This is a genomic window from Enterobacter cloacae complex sp. ECL414, assembly GCF_021869685.1.
In the GTDB taxonomy this organism is placed as follows: domain Bacteria; phylum Pseudomonadota; class Gammaproteobacteria; order Enterobacterales; family Enterobacteriaceae; genus Enterobacter; species Enterobacter kobei.
Map to the genome: position 1 here is coordinate 1,434,329 of NZ_CP091481.1, position 15,130 is coordinate 1,449,458.

At 55.4% G+C, this 15,130-nt stretch carries 14 protein-coding genes; 3 read left to right on the forward strand and 11 right to left on the reverse strand.

The window, feature by feature from the left end; all coding sequences use genetic code 11:
• The first annotated feature begins 34 nt into the window (after positions 1-34).
• Positions 35-2,212: an ATP-dependent DNA helicase DinG gene (gene dinG / locus L3068_RS06675; protein ID WP_014883095.1), complete on the forward strand. Its 2,178-nt coding sequence runs from the start codon at positions 35-37 to the stop codon at positions 2,210-2,212.
• Here the strand turns inward: dinG and L3068_RS06680 are convergent.
• The 5 genes from L3068_RS06680 to L3068_RS06700 form a co-directional block, all read right to left on the reverse strand.
• Entirely contained in the window at positions 2,199-2,711 is a 513-nt protein-coding gene (locus tag L3068_RS06680; protein ID WP_041163089.1) for a fimbrial protein, read from the reverse strand. The two genes, dinG and L3068_RS06680, sit on opposite strands and share 14 nt — an antisense overlap.
• Before the next feature lie 5 nt (positions 2,712-2,716).
• Positions 2,717-3,706, reverse strand: coding sequence for a fimbrial protein (locus L3068_RS06685; RefSeq protein ID WP_063861134.1), 990 nt, complete (start codon positions 3,704-3,706; stop codon positions 2,717-2,719).
• 20 nt (positions 3,707-3,726) lie between these two features.
• On the reverse strand, positions 3,727-6,237 hold the full coding sequence (locus tag L3068_RS06690; RefSeq protein ID WP_045307504.1) for a fimbria/pilus outer membrane usher protein: 2,511 nt from the start codon (positions 6,235-6,237) through the stop codon (positions 3,727-3,729).
• Positions 6,238-6,311: 74 nt separating this feature from the next.
• The gene (locus tag L3068_RS06695) at positions 6,312-6,986 is read right to left on the reverse strand and encodes a fimbrial biogenesis chaperone (protein WP_023332465.1); all 675 of its coding nucleotides are present in this window, start codon (positions 6,984-6,986) and stop codon (positions 6,312-6,314) included.
• 68 nt (positions 6,987-7,054) lie between these two features.
• On the reverse strand, positions 7,055-7,591 hold the full coding sequence (locus L3068_RS06700; RefSeq protein WP_014883100.1) for a fimbrial protein: 537 nt from the start codon (positions 7,589-7,591) through the stop codon (positions 7,055-7,057).
• A 252-nt stretch (positions 7,592-7,843) separates the two neighbouring features.
• Between L3068_RS06700 and ybiB the strand changes: the two genes are divergently transcribed.
• Positions 7,844-8,806 (forward strand): DNA-binding protein YbiB, encoded by a 963-nt coding sequence (gene ybiB / locus L3068_RS06705; RefSeq protein WP_014883101.1) that lies wholly within the window; start codon positions 7,844-7,846, stop codon positions 8,804-8,806.
• Positions 8,807-8,924: 118 nt separating this feature from the next.
• Here the strand turns inward: ybiB and ybiJ are convergent, their stop codons facing one another.
• The 3 genes from ybiJ to mcbA form a co-directional block, all read right to left on the reverse strand.
• Positions 8,925-9,185, reverse strand: coding sequence for a DUF1471 family protein YbiJ (gene ybiJ / locus L3068_RS06710; protein WP_014883102.1), 261 nt, complete (start codon positions 9,183-9,185; stop codon positions 8,925-8,927).
• Between the two features lie 285 nt (positions 9,186-9,470).
• Positions 9,471-9,737, reverse strand: coding sequence for a DksA/TraR family C4-type zinc finger protein (locus L3068_RS06715; protein ID WP_014883103.1), 267 nt, complete (start codon positions 9,735-9,737; stop codon positions 9,471-9,473).
• 123 nt (positions 9,738-9,860) lie between these two features.
• Complete coding sequence (gene mcbA / locus L3068_RS06720; protein ID WP_014883104.1) at positions 9,861-10,127, reverse strand: DUF1471 family periplasmic protein McbA; 267 nt, start codon at positions 10,125-10,127, stop codon at positions 9,861-9,863.
• 243 nt (positions 10,128-10,370) lie between these two features.
• On the opposite strand from mcbA, the gene rlmF reads away from it, so the two are divergent.
• Positions 10,371-11,282: a 23S rRNA (adenine(1618)-N(6))-methyltransferase RlmF gene (gene rlmF / locus L3068_RS06725; RefSeq protein WP_023332468.1), complete on the forward strand. Its 912-nt coding sequence runs from the start codon at positions 10,371-10,373 to the stop codon at positions 11,280-11,282.
• A 47-nt stretch (positions 11,283-11,329) separates the two neighbouring features.
• Here the strand turns inward: rlmF and ybiO are convergent, their stop codons facing one another.
• The 3 genes from ybiO to glnP form a co-directional block, all read right to left on the reverse strand.
• Positions 11,330-13,543 (reverse strand): mechanosensitive channel protein, encoded by a 2,214-nt coding sequence (gene ybiO, locus L3068_RS06730; RefSeq protein ID WP_063861132.1) that lies wholly within the window; start codon positions 13,541-13,543, stop codon positions 11,330-11,332.
• 123 nt (positions 13,544-13,666) lie between these two features.
• Entirely contained in the window at positions 13,667-14,389 is a 723-nt protein-coding gene (glnQ, locus tag L3068_RS06735; RefSeq protein ID WP_063861131.1) for a glutamine ABC transporter ATP-binding protein GlnQ, read from the reverse strand.
• Positions 14,386-15,045: a glutamine ABC transporter permease GlnP gene (gene glnP / locus L3068_RS06740; protein ID WP_003858462.1), complete on the reverse strand. Its 660-nt coding sequence runs from the start codon at positions 15,043-15,045 to the stop codon at positions 14,386-14,388. The genes glnQ and glnP overlap by 4 nt, the downstream gene beginning before the upstream one ends.
• Positions 15,046-15,130 lie beyond the last annotated feature (85 nt).

The following is a 15,130-nucleotide window of genomic DNA, read 5'->3' on the forward strand; positions in this document are numbered from 1 at the left end:
TAGTGGCTGTTTATACAGTATTTCAGGTTTTTCGATGGCTTTAACCGCGGCGCTGAAAGCGCAAATTGGCGCATGGTACAAGGCGCTACAACAGCAGATCCCCGACTTTATCCCCCGAGCGCCGCAGCGGCAGATGATTGCTGACGTGGCAAAAACGCTTGCCGGGGACGACGGGCGACATCTGGCGATTGAAGCGCCGACCGGCGTCGGGAAAACCCTGTCATATCTCATTCCCGGTATTGCCATCGCGCGGGAAGAGGACAAAACGCTGGTGGTCAGCACCGCCAACGTGGCCCTGCAGGATCAGATTTTCAGCAAAGATTTGCCGCTGCTGCGCAAAATCATCCCCGACCTGCGCTTTACCGCCGCCTTTGGGCGCGGGCGCTACGTGTGCCCACGTAACCTGGCGGCGCTCGCCAGCAGCGAGCCGAATCAACAGGATCTGCTCGCGTTTCTTGATGACGAGCTGACGCCGAACAATAAGGCCGAGCAGGAGCAGTGTGCAAAACTCAAAGCCGAACTCGACGGCTATAAGTGGGACGGCCTTCGGGATCACACCAGCCAGGCCATCAGCGACGACTTATGGCGCAGGCTCAGCACCGACAAAGCAAGCTGTCTGAACCGCAACTGCCACTACTACCGCGAGTGTCCGTTCTTTGTCGCCCGGCGCGAAATTCAGGAGGCGGAGGTGGTTGTCGCCAACCACGCGCTGGTGATGGCCGCGCTGGAGAGTGAGGCGGTGCTACCGGAGCCCAAAAATCTGCTGCTGGTGCTCGACGAAGGCCACCATCTGCCCGACGTGGCTCGGGACGCGCTGGAGATGAGCGCCGAGATCACCGCGCCCTGGTTCCGCCTGCAGCTGGATCTGTTCTGCAAGCTGGTGGCAACCTGCATGGAGCAGTTCCGCCCGAAAACCACGCCGCCGCTGGCGGTGCCGGAACGGCTAAGCGAGCATTGTGAAGAGGTTTACGGCCTGATCTCCTCGCTCAATAACATCCTCAACCTTTATCTTCCCGCAGCCCAGGAGGCGGAACATCGCTTTGCGATGGGCGAACTGCCGGAAGAGGTGATGGAAATTTGTCAGCAGCTGGCAAAGCACCTTGAAAAGCTGCGCGGGCTGGCGGAGATGTTCTTAAACGATCTGAGCGAGAAAACCGGCACGCATGACGTGGTGCGTCTGCACCGTATTCTGCTACAGATGAACCGCGCGCTGGGCATGTTCGAAGCGCAGAGCAAACTCTGGCGGCTGGCCTCAATGGCGCAGGCATCAGGCGCGCCGGTCACCAAATGGGCCACCCGCGACGTGCGGGACGGGCAGGTGCATCTCTTCTTCCACTGCGTGGGCATCCGCGTGGCCGATCAGCTGGAAAAGCTGATCTGGCGCAGCGTGCCGCACGTGGTGGTGACCTCTGCCACGCTGCGTTCTCTGAACAGTTTTTCTCGTTTGCAGGAGATGAGCGGGCTTAAAGAAAAAGCGGGTGACCGCTTTGTGGCGCTGGACTCGCCGTTTAACCACTGCGAGCAGGGCAAGCTGGTCATTCCGCGCATGACGTTTGAGCCGCTGATCGACAACGAAGAACAGCACATTGCGGAAATGGCGGCCTATTTCCGCGAACAGGTCGAGAGTAAAAAATACCCTGGCATGCTGGTGTTATTCGCCAGTGGACGCGCCATGCAGCGTTTTCTGGAGCACGTCACCGATCTGCGTTTACTCCTGCTGGTGCAGGGTGACCAGCCACGTTACAGGCTGGTGGAAACCCACCGTAAACGCATTGATAACGGCGAGCGTAGCGTGCTGGTGGGATTGCAGTCTTTCGCGGAAGGTCTTGACCTGAAAGGCGACTACCTGACGCAGGTCCACATTCATAAAATTGCCTTCCCCCCCATCGACAGCCCGGTGGTGATCACCGAGGGCGAATGGCTGAAAAGCCTTAACCGCTATCCGTTTGAGGTGCAGAGTCTGCCTGCGGCATCGTTTAACCTGATTCAGCAGGTGGGGCGTTTGATTCGAAGCCACGGCTGCTGGGGCGAAGTGGTGATCTACGATAAACGTCTGCTGACCAAAAATTATGGACAGCGGCTGCTCAACGCGCTTCCGGTCTTCCCGATTGAACAGCCGTCGGTACCGGAGATAAAAAAACGCCCGGCAAAACAGGCTGCCGGGCGTCGAAAAAGCATCCGTGCTAAGGGGCGCGGTCCTACTGGTAAGTGAAGGTCACCTGAACGACGCTGCTGAACGTGCCTGCGGTAACAGGCATAGCGGTGGCGTAATAGCGTGCGGCAAGCGGGAAGGTGGCGGTATGGTCGTTCTGGTCAATCAGCGCGTTAAAGCTGGCCTGCGGTGCGATGAGGATATGGTCCTGGCTGTCCGCCAGCTCCAGCGCCAGCCCCTTCGCGCTGCCCGTGTTGGCAAACTTGGTTGGGTGGGTAGCATCCGCCTGACCGTAAAAGAAGGCGGTCGCCAGGGCGAGGGATTTAGGACAATGTGTCACCTTCAGGCTGAAGGTTTTCCACGCGCCGGTATCCCCCACGTCGTGGAATTCACTGGAAGCCGCCTGGCCTAAATCAACGGTTAAATCCTTACTGGCGCTGTCCACGAGGCAGGTGTTGGCATAAATGTTACCGACCATTTGCAGCTGAATATCGTCAGCCCGGGCCAGAAAGGTGAGCGTGCTGGCCAGCGCGGCCAGCACAAAGAGACGTTTCTTCATTTTCATCACTTATAGGCCAGAGTAATGGTGGCGACGGCGTTCGCCGGGCCAGGGGTGACTTCATCTGCCACCTGCAAATAGTTCAGCTTGACCGGGATATCCATCGTCTGGTTGGCATAGGCCAGGGTTTCAGTTGGGGTGTAGGTATCGAACGTTGCCAGCTCGTTGTCGATCACCATTTCAATCCCGACCCCCGTTGCCACGCCATCCTCCGGCGTGAGCTTAAGCACCCCCTGATAACCGGGTACGTAGCCGTCGCTGCTGGTGACCTTAAATTCCGGCTGAACGGTGGAGTTACAGTTCACCGTGATGTTGAACTCCTTCGCGGGCATCGCCAGCGTGCCGACCATGTTGAAATCGCTGACCGGGAAATCGCCCATGTTGACGGTCAGGCTTTTTGGCAGTACGGAGCAGGTGACGTTTTCAAGGTTTACGTTACCAGCATAGCTAACATTGTTAGGTGAACCGATGCCTTCGTGACCAAAAACGCCAATGCCAAAAACGGTCTGGCTTTGATTTAGCGTACCGGATTCTACCGCGGTATCCGTTTTTACCAGCTCCAGCGTGACGTTAAAATCGAACGTCTGGTTGCCGTCAGTTGAGACATAGCCAATAGGCGTGCCGCGGGAGTCGCAGGTGACCCCGCCCGCACCGCTGATGCGCTGACCTTTGTCATTCATCAGCGCAATGCCAACCCCCTTCACGCCGGATTCATAGACCCCGGTAAGGCCGGGGATTTCCGTGCCGTAGCCGTAGTAGCAGGAGACGATCTCCAGACCCTTATCTGCAGCATTATCACAGTGGCCCGCGACGTGTACCGTCTGTTCGGTGCCGGGGATGGTCGAGCCGACGGGAAGCGTGGTGGAAACGGAAACCGTGGCCAGGTTAATGGTTTTTGGCATATCCGGTGACGTACAGGTGGCCTTCGCATGCGGCATAAACAGCGATGCGGTCGCCAGTACGAGTAAGAAAAAGCATTGTTTTACAAGCTGCATAGGTGAACCTGCTCGGTTGATTACTGACACTGCGCGGCAGCGTTAATAATGTCTGTTTTCTCTTTTTCATCCGTGAGCGTGTATTCCGCAACGCAGTGGTCGCTGGCTTCCTGTCCCCATGAGACGGAGAGCTTGCCGCGATCGGGCATTCCGGAAAGATAGGTTTGGCCATCAGTGCCGACGATAAATTCGCTGTCCTTATCCTCGGTGGTAACCGTTGCGCCGAAGGGCAGCGGCTTCCCGTTGTGCGTCAGCGTCATCAGGACGCGATGACCCACGCGGGTATTGAAGCTTGCCCGCACCACCGCACCGCGGGTTGGCGTGACGATCTGCGAAGCGTGCGTCACGTCAGCCTCGTCAGGCAGCGTTTCGGTATCCAGCGAAATCGTGTTGTGGCGATAGGCGGTGACAAAGGGCACCACGGTATAGCCGCGGAAGTCAGTTTCCACGCCCGTCTGGTTGGCGATGTGCGTGCCGCTGGCTCCGGGCGCTTTCACCAGCGCGATGGTCTCGCCCAGCGGCTGGCTCAGCGTCAGGCCGTTAGCGTGGGCTATCATGCCCCCCTGCAGACCGACGTTGGTGGTCCGCTGGTATTTGTCCTGGCTGAAACCGCCACTCACTTCCCCGTAGGTGGCTTTATAATCGGCGTTCAGACTGGTAGAGGTACCGTTCTCTGATGAGTCATAGCCTTCCTGCACGTTCCAGTTAAGGTTGTTCTCCTCCAGCGCCGTCCCGTTCAGGCCCAGCGTGTGCGTGGTGCCGTCTTTATTGTTATTCATGTTGTAGGAGGCCCAGGTGTTGCTCATCCAGCGATCCAGCGGTACCGACACGCTCAGCGCGAACAGGTTATCGTTACTGACCGAATCGCCTTCGTCATCACGGCTGTTGGTGTTTTTGTTGAGGCTATAGCTCATGCTGTAGGTGATTCCCTTCCAGCTGTTGTTATAGCTGACGCTCATCGAGGTCATGTCCTGACCCTGGTTCCAGTAGGTCTCTTTGACCAGGCTCAGCGTAAACGATCCCCAGCCTTCGCCGAGGGTTTGATCGATGGTGGCCTCGGTACGCGCGCGGCGCTGCTGCGGTGCTGACCAGTCATCGGCGCGGGTATAGGACTCCATGGTGTCTTCGAGGGTGTAAAACCCTTTACTGTTGTAGCGATAGCCAGCCAGAGCGAAGTTTGTGCCCGTACCCGCGAAATCTTTGCTGTAGCGCAGACGCCAGGATTGCCCCTTGCTGGCCTGCTGTTTTTTGAGCAGCGCTTTGGCGCGCGTCACGTCGACAGAAAACGCGCCAAGATCGCCAAAGTTTTTACCGGTGCCCAGCGCCTGTGACTGATAATGGCTGCTTTGCTGCACGCCACCGTAGGCGGTGAATCCGTACGGCAGGCCATAAATGACACTCCCCTGAGCGAAGGGCGTTTTTTCCACGTCTTTGTCATAAGAGCGGTAGCGCCCGGCAGTGACGCTGTATTTCAGATGCTTTTCGCGCTGGAGGACCGGTACGGAGGCGTAGGGCACCACAAAGTGACGTTCGCTGCCGTCCGTCTCTTTCACGGTGACCTGGAGATCGCCGCTGCTGCCGGTGGGATACAGGTCATTGATTTCAAATGCACCCGGCGCAACGGTATTTTGATAAATCACGTAGCCGTTCTGACGTACCACCACCAGCGCATTACTGTGGGCCGTACCGCGGATGATCGGGGCATAGCCTTTTTCGCTGTCCGGCAGCATATCGTTGTCGGAGTTCAGCTGCGCGCCGGTATACGGAACGCTGTCAAATACGTCTGCCGGGGAGCTGCTTTGGCCTACGGTCAGATCGCTTTTTAACGCCACGATATCGCGCTGGGCATAGGTGTAGACCGAGTTAAAGGATTGCTCTTCTTCGTGACCGCTGGTGCTGCGACTCCAGGTGGAATAGTTGCGCAGGCGCCACGCGCCGACGTTCAGGCCCGGACGCAGGTTAACGTACTGGCTGCTGTTGTCCTGCATGCCCTGCTGACGGGCGTGGCTCTGGCTGGCGCTGGCGCTGTAGTTGAGGATGCCCGCCGTGATCCCCTCATCAAATTCTGTTGGGTCAATATAGCCACGGGGAACCTGACCGAGCGCGGACTGCGGAATGCTCAACAGAAGCTGCTGGTTGCTGACGCGAAATGTCGCCGTCGCCGCCGGTATGGCGTGCAAATCCGCGCATGAGCCTTTCACGGCAAGCTGAGGATAGTCGTCAGTTTTAATACCCAGGCTTTTTAAATCGGACAGAGTAAAGCAGGGCTGAAGGGAATTTTCTCCATTATCCTGCTTTTGCAATATAAAGGTCACGTCGCGGGTATCAATTTTATTATTATTGATAAAGATCGTGACCTGATATTTCCCTGGCGCCTGTCCCGGCCCTTTTTCATAAATGGAGAGATCGGTTTTTCCCTGCTGTGGATTATCCACATCCAACAACGCTGGATTAAAATAATCATCCGCCCGCGTTTGCTGCGAAAAACCCACGGCCGCTAACCCGCATAGCAGGGTCAGCAGCGTAAGCATCCGACAAACGGAAGGCAATTGCCTTCTTGGGGTTGAAGAATAGGTAATCATAAGGTGCGTTATTGGGTACGGTATTAATGCACGGATGCAGAGAGCGTTTTGCTGATGCTGCCGTAATCAGTAATAATTGACCAGGACACGGTTGAACCGCCGGTATGTGCAGGCAACGCAAAATGGGTTTCGGTTTTTGGTACGGCCCAGGTCGCTTTATCGACCTTATGACCGTTAAGGGTGACCGACTGGAAATTCATATAAAACGGCGTCGGGTTGTTAACCACTAAATCATTGCCCTCGCGGTGCCACTCAAGCTGATCCGCGACCGCTTCCGGTTTACCCTTGACGGAGGCCGGGCGGTACATCAGCTTAATGCGCGTGTTAACCGCAATTTGCAGGGTATTGACCCCTGCCACCTTTTTTGAGGAGGGGATGGCTTTTATATTCAGCCAGAACATCGACTCGCGATCTTCAGGCAAATTTCCGCCGGTACGTACGACGCGCAAAACGTTTTCCTGCTTCGCATCAAGACGAAACAGTGGCGGCGTAATCAGAAAGGGGGCTTTGGCCAGGTCTTTACCGCCAGAATCCGCCCAGGATTGCACCAGATAATCCGTTGCATCTGGGTTTGAAATACCGATAGAGGATTCCTTTTTGCCTCCCTGGTAGACCAGGCGCGTGCCGTTAATAATAACGCCTGCATGTGCCGTTGCAGCTACCAGTAAAAGGGTGCTGAGTAAATAACCGTGACGCATAGTTTTTTCTCAAAATAAGGCGGGACTATCTCTTTTTTGCAAAAGGAAATAGTCCCTGGTGAGCAATATCAGTTATAAATAACCGTGAATGTTGAAACAGAGTTTGCCGGGCCAGCGGTAATAGCCGCACCGGTTTGAATATAACGCGCGGCAAACTGCAGATCGTTTACTGCGGTGCCGGAGGCCAGCGGATACTCTTTTGACGGAGTATATAAACTGACGGGCTGCTCAGAAGAGTCGATCAGCTGAATGGCTACGCCGGTTGCGGCATCTGCATCGGGGGTTAACGCCAGGGTGCTGTTGTTATTGGCATCCGGGGTTCCACCGAAGTTGATTGCCGCCGCCGTAACGGTTTCCGGGCAGTTTTTTAACTCAATATCAAACTTCGTGGCGGTGCTGGTGGAGCCGGCACCGGTAAAGACCGTCTTGGAGACTTTGCCTAATGTCACGTTCAACGGGTTACTTAAACCATTCACAACCTGACAGGCGGAATCGATGATTTCGCCCGTAAAGTTGATCTGTCCTTCACCGTCTGTTGCTGCAAAAGCGGATGCCGAGCAGCCAATCACCGACGCGATAAAAAGACCTAACGCAATCTTGTTCATAATAGTTCCTGGTGTGTGGGTAAAAACGTGCCTAAGGTTTTTGCCCGTTGTCCTCAATGATTTCCGTTCGTTATTTAATCAAAGAATGGATGGATAAGAATCTTCTATAGGCATCACAAATAATTGAATCAGTGCTTGCATAATTTTTTTCTTCGGTAAAACAGATGGCTCTGGCGGTGGGGATAAAAAGCTACCGGGCAGGTTTCATCGGGGATATAGTGTTAACAAGGTGACGTTTTCAGGAGAGATACCGTGGATTATCGTAAAATTATCAAAGAGGTAGGGCGTGGAAAAAACCATGCCCGCGACCTGGATCATGAGACAGCGCGTGCGCTTTACACCCGTATGCTCAACGGTGAGGTTCCCGATCTCGAACTCGGCGGCATTCTTATCGCCCTGCGCATTAAGGGAGAAGGTGAAGCGGAGATGCGCGGCTTTTATGAGGCGATGCAGGCGCAAACGCTGCGTCTGACGCCACCGGTGGCAAAACCGATGCCGATCGTCATTCCCAGCTATAACGGCGCGCGCAAGCAGGCCAACCTGACGCCGCTGCTGGCTATTCTGTTACATAAGCTGGGTTTTCCGGTGGTGGTGCATGGGGTGAGTGAAGATCCGACCCGCGTGCTGACAGAAACGATTTTTGAACTGCTGGGGATCGAACCCACTCTCCACGCCGGGCAGGCGCAGGCGAAGCTCGATAGCCATCAGCCGGTCTATATTCCCGTTAAGGCGCTCTGCCCGCCGCTGGAAAAGCAGCTCGCAATGCGCTGGCGAATGGGCGTGCGTAACAGCGCGCATACGCTGGCGAAGCTGGCCACGCCGTTTGCCGAAAATGCCGCGCTGCGCCTTTCCAGCGTTTCGCACCCGGAATACGTGGGGCGCGTGGGGAAATTCTTTGAAGAGATTGGCGGCAACGCGTTGCTGATGCATGGGACGGAAGGCGAGGTGTACGCTAATCCGCAGCGCTGCCCGCAAATAATGCTGATCGACGCGGCTGGGACGCGTATCGCGCTTGAACGTGGGGAAGAGAACAGCGGCGTTATTCTGCCGGAGGCGAAAGATCCCTACATCACCGCGAAGTGGATTGAACAGTGCCTTGCCGGAAATGTGCCGGTGCCGCAGTCCATCAGGTTACAGATGGCCTGCTGCCTGCTGGCGACCGGGGAAGTTGACACGGTCGAGGCTGGCATGAAACGGGTTGAGGCGGCATTTTAGGCAAAAAAAAGCCCGTCCAGTGGCGGACGGGCAAGCAAGGGTAACAAACAACAGGGTCAATGAGGGTTGGAGCAGCTCACCAGAGGGTTTGGTGAGGGTACAGCATTCATTCAGGCGATTATTTGTAGATAACCGCAGTACCGCTCAGCTTGTTGTTGGTGTTAGCGGAGGTGATGGTGTATCCGCTTGCACCGGCAGCAGCCGCTTTCTCAGCCAGTTTGGCTTCCAGACCGTCCAGCGTGGTCGCGCCTTCTGCACTCACCACACCGATTTTATTCATGCTCTGCGCCTGAGTAGATGAAACAGGCTCTACAGCGAATGCGCCAAAAGACAGAGCGGACAGGGCAACAGCAGCAACAGCATATTTGATGGTTTTCATAATTAATCTCTCGCAGGTTATTCTGTTAAGGGGACGATGTTCCGTCGATGTGATAAGTATCACGTTTTTTCTGCAGAGATAAAATCGAAGAGAATTGACGTGGTTAATCAAAAAAATTGAATGACAAATAACTTATTGATTATTAATAAATTCAAATTACGGCTTTACACTTCTTGTTGATACGCTTTACAGAAGAAAGATGAATGGCACATTTTGCTACGCGGTTCGCTAAAAAGCGTGAGCGTAAAGGTAAGCATTCGGGCGGTTAACTTAGGTAAAGGAAAGTCAGCGTAACTGGCTGTCTTTCGATCCTCTGCGATTATATCCCGAATGTGAAGCGTTTTTTGAATCTTTATCCTGCTGACAGGTTATACATAACCTTACCCCGGGAATGGCTTTTTGCCGCGCCTCAGGAATGGGCTCTCCGCACTCTTCGCATTCCGTTAAACTTTCGCCGCGCGGAATTTCGCCGCGAGCGCGCGCAACCGCATCTTCAATCGTACTGTTGATCTGTTCGTTCACGGCATCATCATTTGCCCAACCGGAAGCCATCTTGCCCTCCTGATATCGGTTTAAGCCATAGCGTTAATATGGGGTTAAAAAATGCACAATCAAGGTGAGAGGGGAGACAAACTGCATCTGGCAGGCAGATGCAGTCGGGTGAAAGGAAACACGTTATTTATAGATAGTCGCTGTGCCGTACATATGGTTATCTCCACCTGCGGAGTTCACCACGAAGCCTTTAGCGCCTTCCTGGCGAGCTTTTTCAGCCAGTTTATCCTGAAGATCGTCAAGGTTGCTTGCGCGGCTTACCGAGACGGTACCGGCCGGGCGCAGCTGGCTGGTGTCCGTGCTTTGGGTCAGGGACTGAACGGCCATAGCGGAGAAAGAGGCGCTCGCCAGGGTACCGGCGAGAAGAGCAAGGGTCAGATACTTTTTCATAATCACATCCTCATGAGGAAACAACAGGTGATTCCCTTTAAGTTTAGAAGCCTGACGAGTGTGATTTAGCGCAAATATTTGATGATGATCTGCTTATTTTTTGAACGATAAAAGCTGACAATCCGCTGACAGATCATAGACATAAAGGTGTTTGATTTATGGCGGTTTTTTAAGGGTTGCAGAGAAAGATTTACCGTAGAGCCAGCACAAGGTATCTTACGCCGCTGTTTAAAGGAGAATGCCATGACTTCCCAAAAGCCGGGATTGCACCCACGAAATCGCCATCGCAGCCGCTACGACATGAACGCACTGTGCCAGAGTTGTCCGGCGCTGCAGGACTATATTGTCGAGACCCCCGCGGGTGAACCGTCGGTTAACTTTGCCGATCCGCTGGCGGTGAAAACCCTGAACAAGGCGCTGCTGGCGCATTTTTACGGTGTGGCGCACTGGGATATCCCGGAAGGCTTTCTCTGTCCTCCTGTTCCGGGCCGTGCTGATTACGTTCATCACCTTGCCGATCTTCTCGCCGACGATCGTGACGGCGCGATCCCCCAGCAGGCTTCCGTCCTGGATATTGGTACCGGGGCAAACCTGATTTACCCCCTGATTGGCGTGCATGAGTACCACTGGCGCTTTACCGGGAGCGAAATCGGTGCCGAGGCGTTTGCCAGCGCGCAGGCGATAATCAGCGCTAACGCTGGCCTGAGTCGTTCCATTCGTTTGCGTCGCCAGAAGGAGGCGACGTCAATCTTCAACGGCATCATTCACAAAAACGAAAGCTATGACGCCACGATGTGTAATCCGCCATTCCATGATTCGGCGGCAGCGGCCCGTGCAGGCAGCGAGCGCAAACGCCGCAACCTGGGGCAGGCCGAAGATGCCGTGCTGAACTTTGGTGGACAGCAGCAGGAGCTGTGGTGCGAGGGCGGTGAAGTCGCCTTCATCCTGCGGATGATTGCCGAAAGCAAACAGTTTGGTCGCCAGGTGAAATGGTTCACCACGCTGGTTTCCCGCGGAGATAACCTGCCGCCACTCTACCGGGCCCTCACCGAAGCAGGCGCGGTGAAAGTGGTGAAAAAAGAGATGGCGCAGGGCCAGAAGCAGAGCCGCTTTATTGCCTGGTCGTTTATGGATGACAACAAACGCCGCAAATAAGGTGTCCCGCAGGCCGGGTCAGGCGAAGCCGCCACCCGGCAACACGGCTACAATGTCGGCTCCTGCGGAGGTGGCATCGATGCCGGTGAAGGCAACACCTGATACGTCTGCACCGGCATCCGCACGTTTGCCAGATCAAAGTGTTTTTTCACCATGCTGTCGAGCGCAAAGCGCACCGTCCACTGCTTCAGCGGCTGGGTGGTGAACGACACGCGAAGCGTAAATGCCGTATTCGTCAGCCCGACGATCCCGGCAAATGACGGCTCGCCAATTACCAGGCCGCGAATATCCTCCATCTGCATTAACTCTTCAACGGCATCCCGCAGCGCCTGCTTCGCTTTGTCCGCATCCTCATGACGATCCACATCGTAGTTCGCCACAACGGAGCCAATGCCGCGCACAAAGTTGGCGAAGGTGGTGATCGATGACCACGGAATAATGTGGTATGCCCCGGTATCCTGACGCACGCCCACCGAACGAATCGACATCCGCTCGACCGTGCCGGTCAGCGGCCCGATGGTTACCAGATCGCCGGTGTTCATTCCGTTCTCAAACTGGATAAAAATGCCGGTAATAATATCCTTCACCAGCGTTTGTGACCCGAAGGAGATCGCCAGTCCCAGCGCACCGGCACCTGCCAGCAGCGGAGCGATGTTTACGCCGATTTCCGACAGCACAATCATGATGGTGATGGTACTGATGATCACCGCCAGCGCATTGCGGAACAGGGTCAACAGCGTGCGTGCACGGGCGCTGGGGAGCGGTCTGCCGTGAATATCGGACACCAGACGGTTCTCGATAAGGCTCGCCAGCAGCGTCCACCCAACGGCGGAGAAAAACAGAATCAGTGCGATACGAATTAAAATATCAACGGTCTTCTCGCCTGTGCCGTTATGCAGCCAGTTCCAGAAATCAAACAGGTTCCACGCATTCAGCAGCAGCATAATCGCCACGCAGACGGTCAGAATGCGCGCCACCTTGAGGGAGACTGACATCCAGCCGTTCACGCGTTTTTGCAGTTCCGGATAATTACGCTGTACGTGCGGGGACAGGGTGATGGTTTTCGAAATCCAGCGCGACAACAGCCCCGACACAAATGCCGCGATGCCGATAATCGCCAGGCTTTTGAACGTCGCCCCCATCATAAATTTCAGGCTATTACCCGGGTCGAACAGCGAGAAGAAGCACAGCACGATGAAATAAGCGCTTGCCAGCCAGTACCACACCAGCGCGAAGGCGCGAATGAAGAGGCTGAAGAACGACAAAGAACGATCGGCCAGATGCAGCAGACTCTCCGTGATCGCCTTTTTATTGTGGAAGATGAGGTACAGCGACCAGACGGTAATACAGAGCATGATCAACACGTTCGCCAGCGCGCCAAACTGCACGTTGACCTGGTTGGAGATGATCGGCACCGCGACCAGCAGGCCGTAGCCAATCAGGCCGCTGAGCACGCTGAGCCGCACGGCCCAGTATTTCGCGCTGTCATCACTGATATTAAACGGGCGGAGTTCAGGCACGCGCGGGCAAAAGATGACGCGCAGTACCGCTTTAAAAAATTCGATGAGCGCAAACGCGTTCAGAAAGAGCGCCTGCTGGAAGGCAATGGTTTTGTTGCCCGTATTGAGACGGTCCGCCAGCACCTGACCCACAAACAGCGTCAACGCCAGCAGCAGTAAATCAATAATAAAGGCTCCGGCGATCATGGCGGGGAGGTGCAGCCAGCTGTTTTTATGCTGGTTCTTTTTTCGGCCCCAGTAGCCCATCTTGCGGTAAAGCGGCCAGGCACAGAGGCGTATCAGCCAGTAAAAAAGAAATACCGCGCCCGCCAGCATCAAAAACTGGGTGGCGGCGGCGCTAAAGGTTTGCGGGTTAAATGCCTTATGCGGTGATCCCATCAGGTTGCGAAAGAGCTGGGCAAAGCGTGTGGAGAGCGCTTCACCAAAGCGTCGGCTCACGTCGGTGACGTTTTCCAGCACGGTTTTTTGTTCCTCTACCTGCGGCGGGGTGAGGGTAGGAACGGTCTCCTTTGGCGGCGTGGCGGCGGCTTTACGCAGCTGATCGATTAACTCTTTTCGGGAGGCATCGTTTTCAAGTACGTCGGCAAGTGCGCCGTAAGCCGCTTTTTTTTGTTCAACATCCGGTTCCGGGGGCGGCGTACTTTGCTGGGACGCGGTCGTTCCGGTGGTCACGCCGGGGATCGCCACGGCGAGGGATGGCGCACTAAACAGGCTTATCAACAGCAGCAGGAACCACGGCACGGCGTCCTCCGACAAAATATCGTGCAAAATGATAAGTATAGAGGGCGCGGGGAGGAGGGGAGTTTTTGGGAACAATCTGGCGTAAAAAAGCCGGGCAAGCCCGGCTCAGCGTGAAGCGTAAGATCATGAGACGTGCTGCAGGAACTCCTGCAAACGCTGGCTCGGCGGATTAGCAATCAGTTCCTGCGGGTTACCGTCTTCCGCGATACGACCTTTATCGATAAAGATCAAGCGGGACGCGACTTTCTCCGCAAAGCCGATTTCGTGGGTCACGATAACCATCGTCATCCCTTCCTCTGCCAGGTCCTGCATGACTTTCAGCACTTCGTGGCGCAGCTCCGGGTCGAGTGCGGACGTTGGCTCATCAAATAGCATCATCTTCGGCTTCACTGCCAGCGCGCGGGCAATCGCGACGCGCTGCTGTTGACCACCGGAGAGCTCGGAAGGGTAGTGGTGCGCACGTTCTGCCAGACCCACTTTTGCCAGCAGATCTTTTGCCAGCGCTTCCGCCGCCGCTTTGCTGGCACCGCGCACGCGCAGCGGGCCGAACATCACGTTTTCCAGCGCCGTCAGGTGCGGGAACAGGTAGAACTGCTGGAACACCATGCCCGCTTCCTGGCGAATCAGGCGCTCGTCCACTTTCGGGTCATTGACCTTCAGACCGTCGACAAACAGATCGCCGCTGGTGATCTCTTCCAGTTTGTTAATGCAGCGCAGCAGAGTGGATTTACCGGAACCGGACGGTCCGATAATGACCACCACTTCACCCTGCGTAATATTCAGATCAATATTGTGCAGCACCTGGGTTGGGCCAAAGTGCTTGGAAACGTTTTTAAATTCAATCACAGGATTTTCATCCTTCTTTCAAGACGACGCAGAACGAAGCTCAGAACCAGAGTAATGATCAGGTAGACAACGGCTACCGCACTCCAGATTTCCAGCGCGCGGAAGTTGCCAGCAATGATCTCCTGCCCCTGACGGGTCAGCTCAGCCACGCCGATAACGATGAACAGCGACGTATCTTTAATACTGATGATCCACTGGTTACCCAGCGGTGGCAGCATGCGACGCAGCGCCAGCGGAAGAATGACGTGGCGGATCGTTTCGCGACGCGAAAGGCCCAGCGCCAGACCCGCTTCACTGAAACCTTTATGAATCGACAGCACCGCACCGCGGGTGATTTCCGCAATGTAGGCGCCCGAGTTGATCATAATGGTCACGACGGCTGCGCTGAACGGATCGATACGCAGGTCGGTGAAGGCCATTGGCAGGGCGAAGTAGATGAACATGACCTGCACGACAATCGGGGTGCCGCGGATCACTTCGATGAAAACCAGTGCGATGTGGTTTGCAATCCAGCCGCCGTAGGTGCGGGCGAAACCGGCGACAAGACCGATAATCAACCCGCCCACCAGACCCAGGACCGAAATCCACAGGGTCATTTTAGCGCCTTCAAGCAAGAGTGGAATGGCAGGCCAGATGGCGCTCCAGTCAAACTGCATGATGTATTCCTGTATACCGTGGTGAAAAACGAAAAATGTAGGCCCGGTAAACGTCAGCGCCACCGGGCGTTACAAACCTGATTTC

Excerpts from the sequence above, each read along its gene's own strand:
- dinG (WP_014883095.1), top strand. The coding sequence starts at position 35 with ATGGCTTTAACCGCGGCGCTGAAAGCGCAAATTGGCGCATGGTACAAG.
- L3068_RS06680 (WP_041163089.1), bottom strand. The coding sequence starts at position 2,711 with ATGAAGAAACGTCTCTTTGTGCTGGCCGCGCTGGCCAGCACGCTCACC.
- L3068_RS06685 (WP_063861134.1), bottom strand. The coding sequence starts at position 3,706 with ATGCAGCTTGTAAAACAATGCTTTTTCTTACTCGTACTGGCGACCGCA.
- L3068_RS06690 (WP_045307504.1), bottom strand. The coding sequence starts at position 6,237 with ATGCTTACGCTGCTGACCCTGCTATGCGGGTTAGCGGCCGTGGGTTTT.
- L3068_RS06695 (WP_023332465.1), bottom strand. The coding sequence starts at position 6,986 with ATGCGTCACGGTTATTTACTCAGCACCCTTTTACTGGTAGCTGCAACG.
- L3068_RS06700 (WP_014883100.1), bottom strand. The coding sequence starts at position 7,591 with ATGAACAAGATTGCGTTAGGTCTTTTTATCGCGTCGGTGATTGGCTGC.
- ybiJ (WP_014883102.1), bottom strand. The coding sequence starts at position 9,185 with ATGAAAACCATCAAATATGCTGTTGCTGCTGTTGCCCTGTCCGCTCTG.
- L3068_RS06715 (WP_014883103.1), bottom strand. The coding sequence starts at position 9,737 with ATGGCTTCCGGTTGGGCAAATGATGATGCCGTGAACGAACAGATCAAC.
- mcbA (WP_014883104.1), bottom strand. The coding sequence starts at position 10,127 with ATGAAAAAGTATCTGACCCTTGCTCTTCTCGCCGGTACCCTGGCGAGC.
- rlmF (WP_023332468.1), top strand. The coding sequence starts at position 10,371 with ATGACTTCCCAAAAGCCGGGATTGCACCCACGAAATCGCCATCGCAGC.
- glnP (WP_003858462.1), bottom strand. The coding sequence starts at position 15,045 with ATGCAGTTTGACTGGAGCGCCATCTGGCCTGCCATTCCACTCTTGCTT.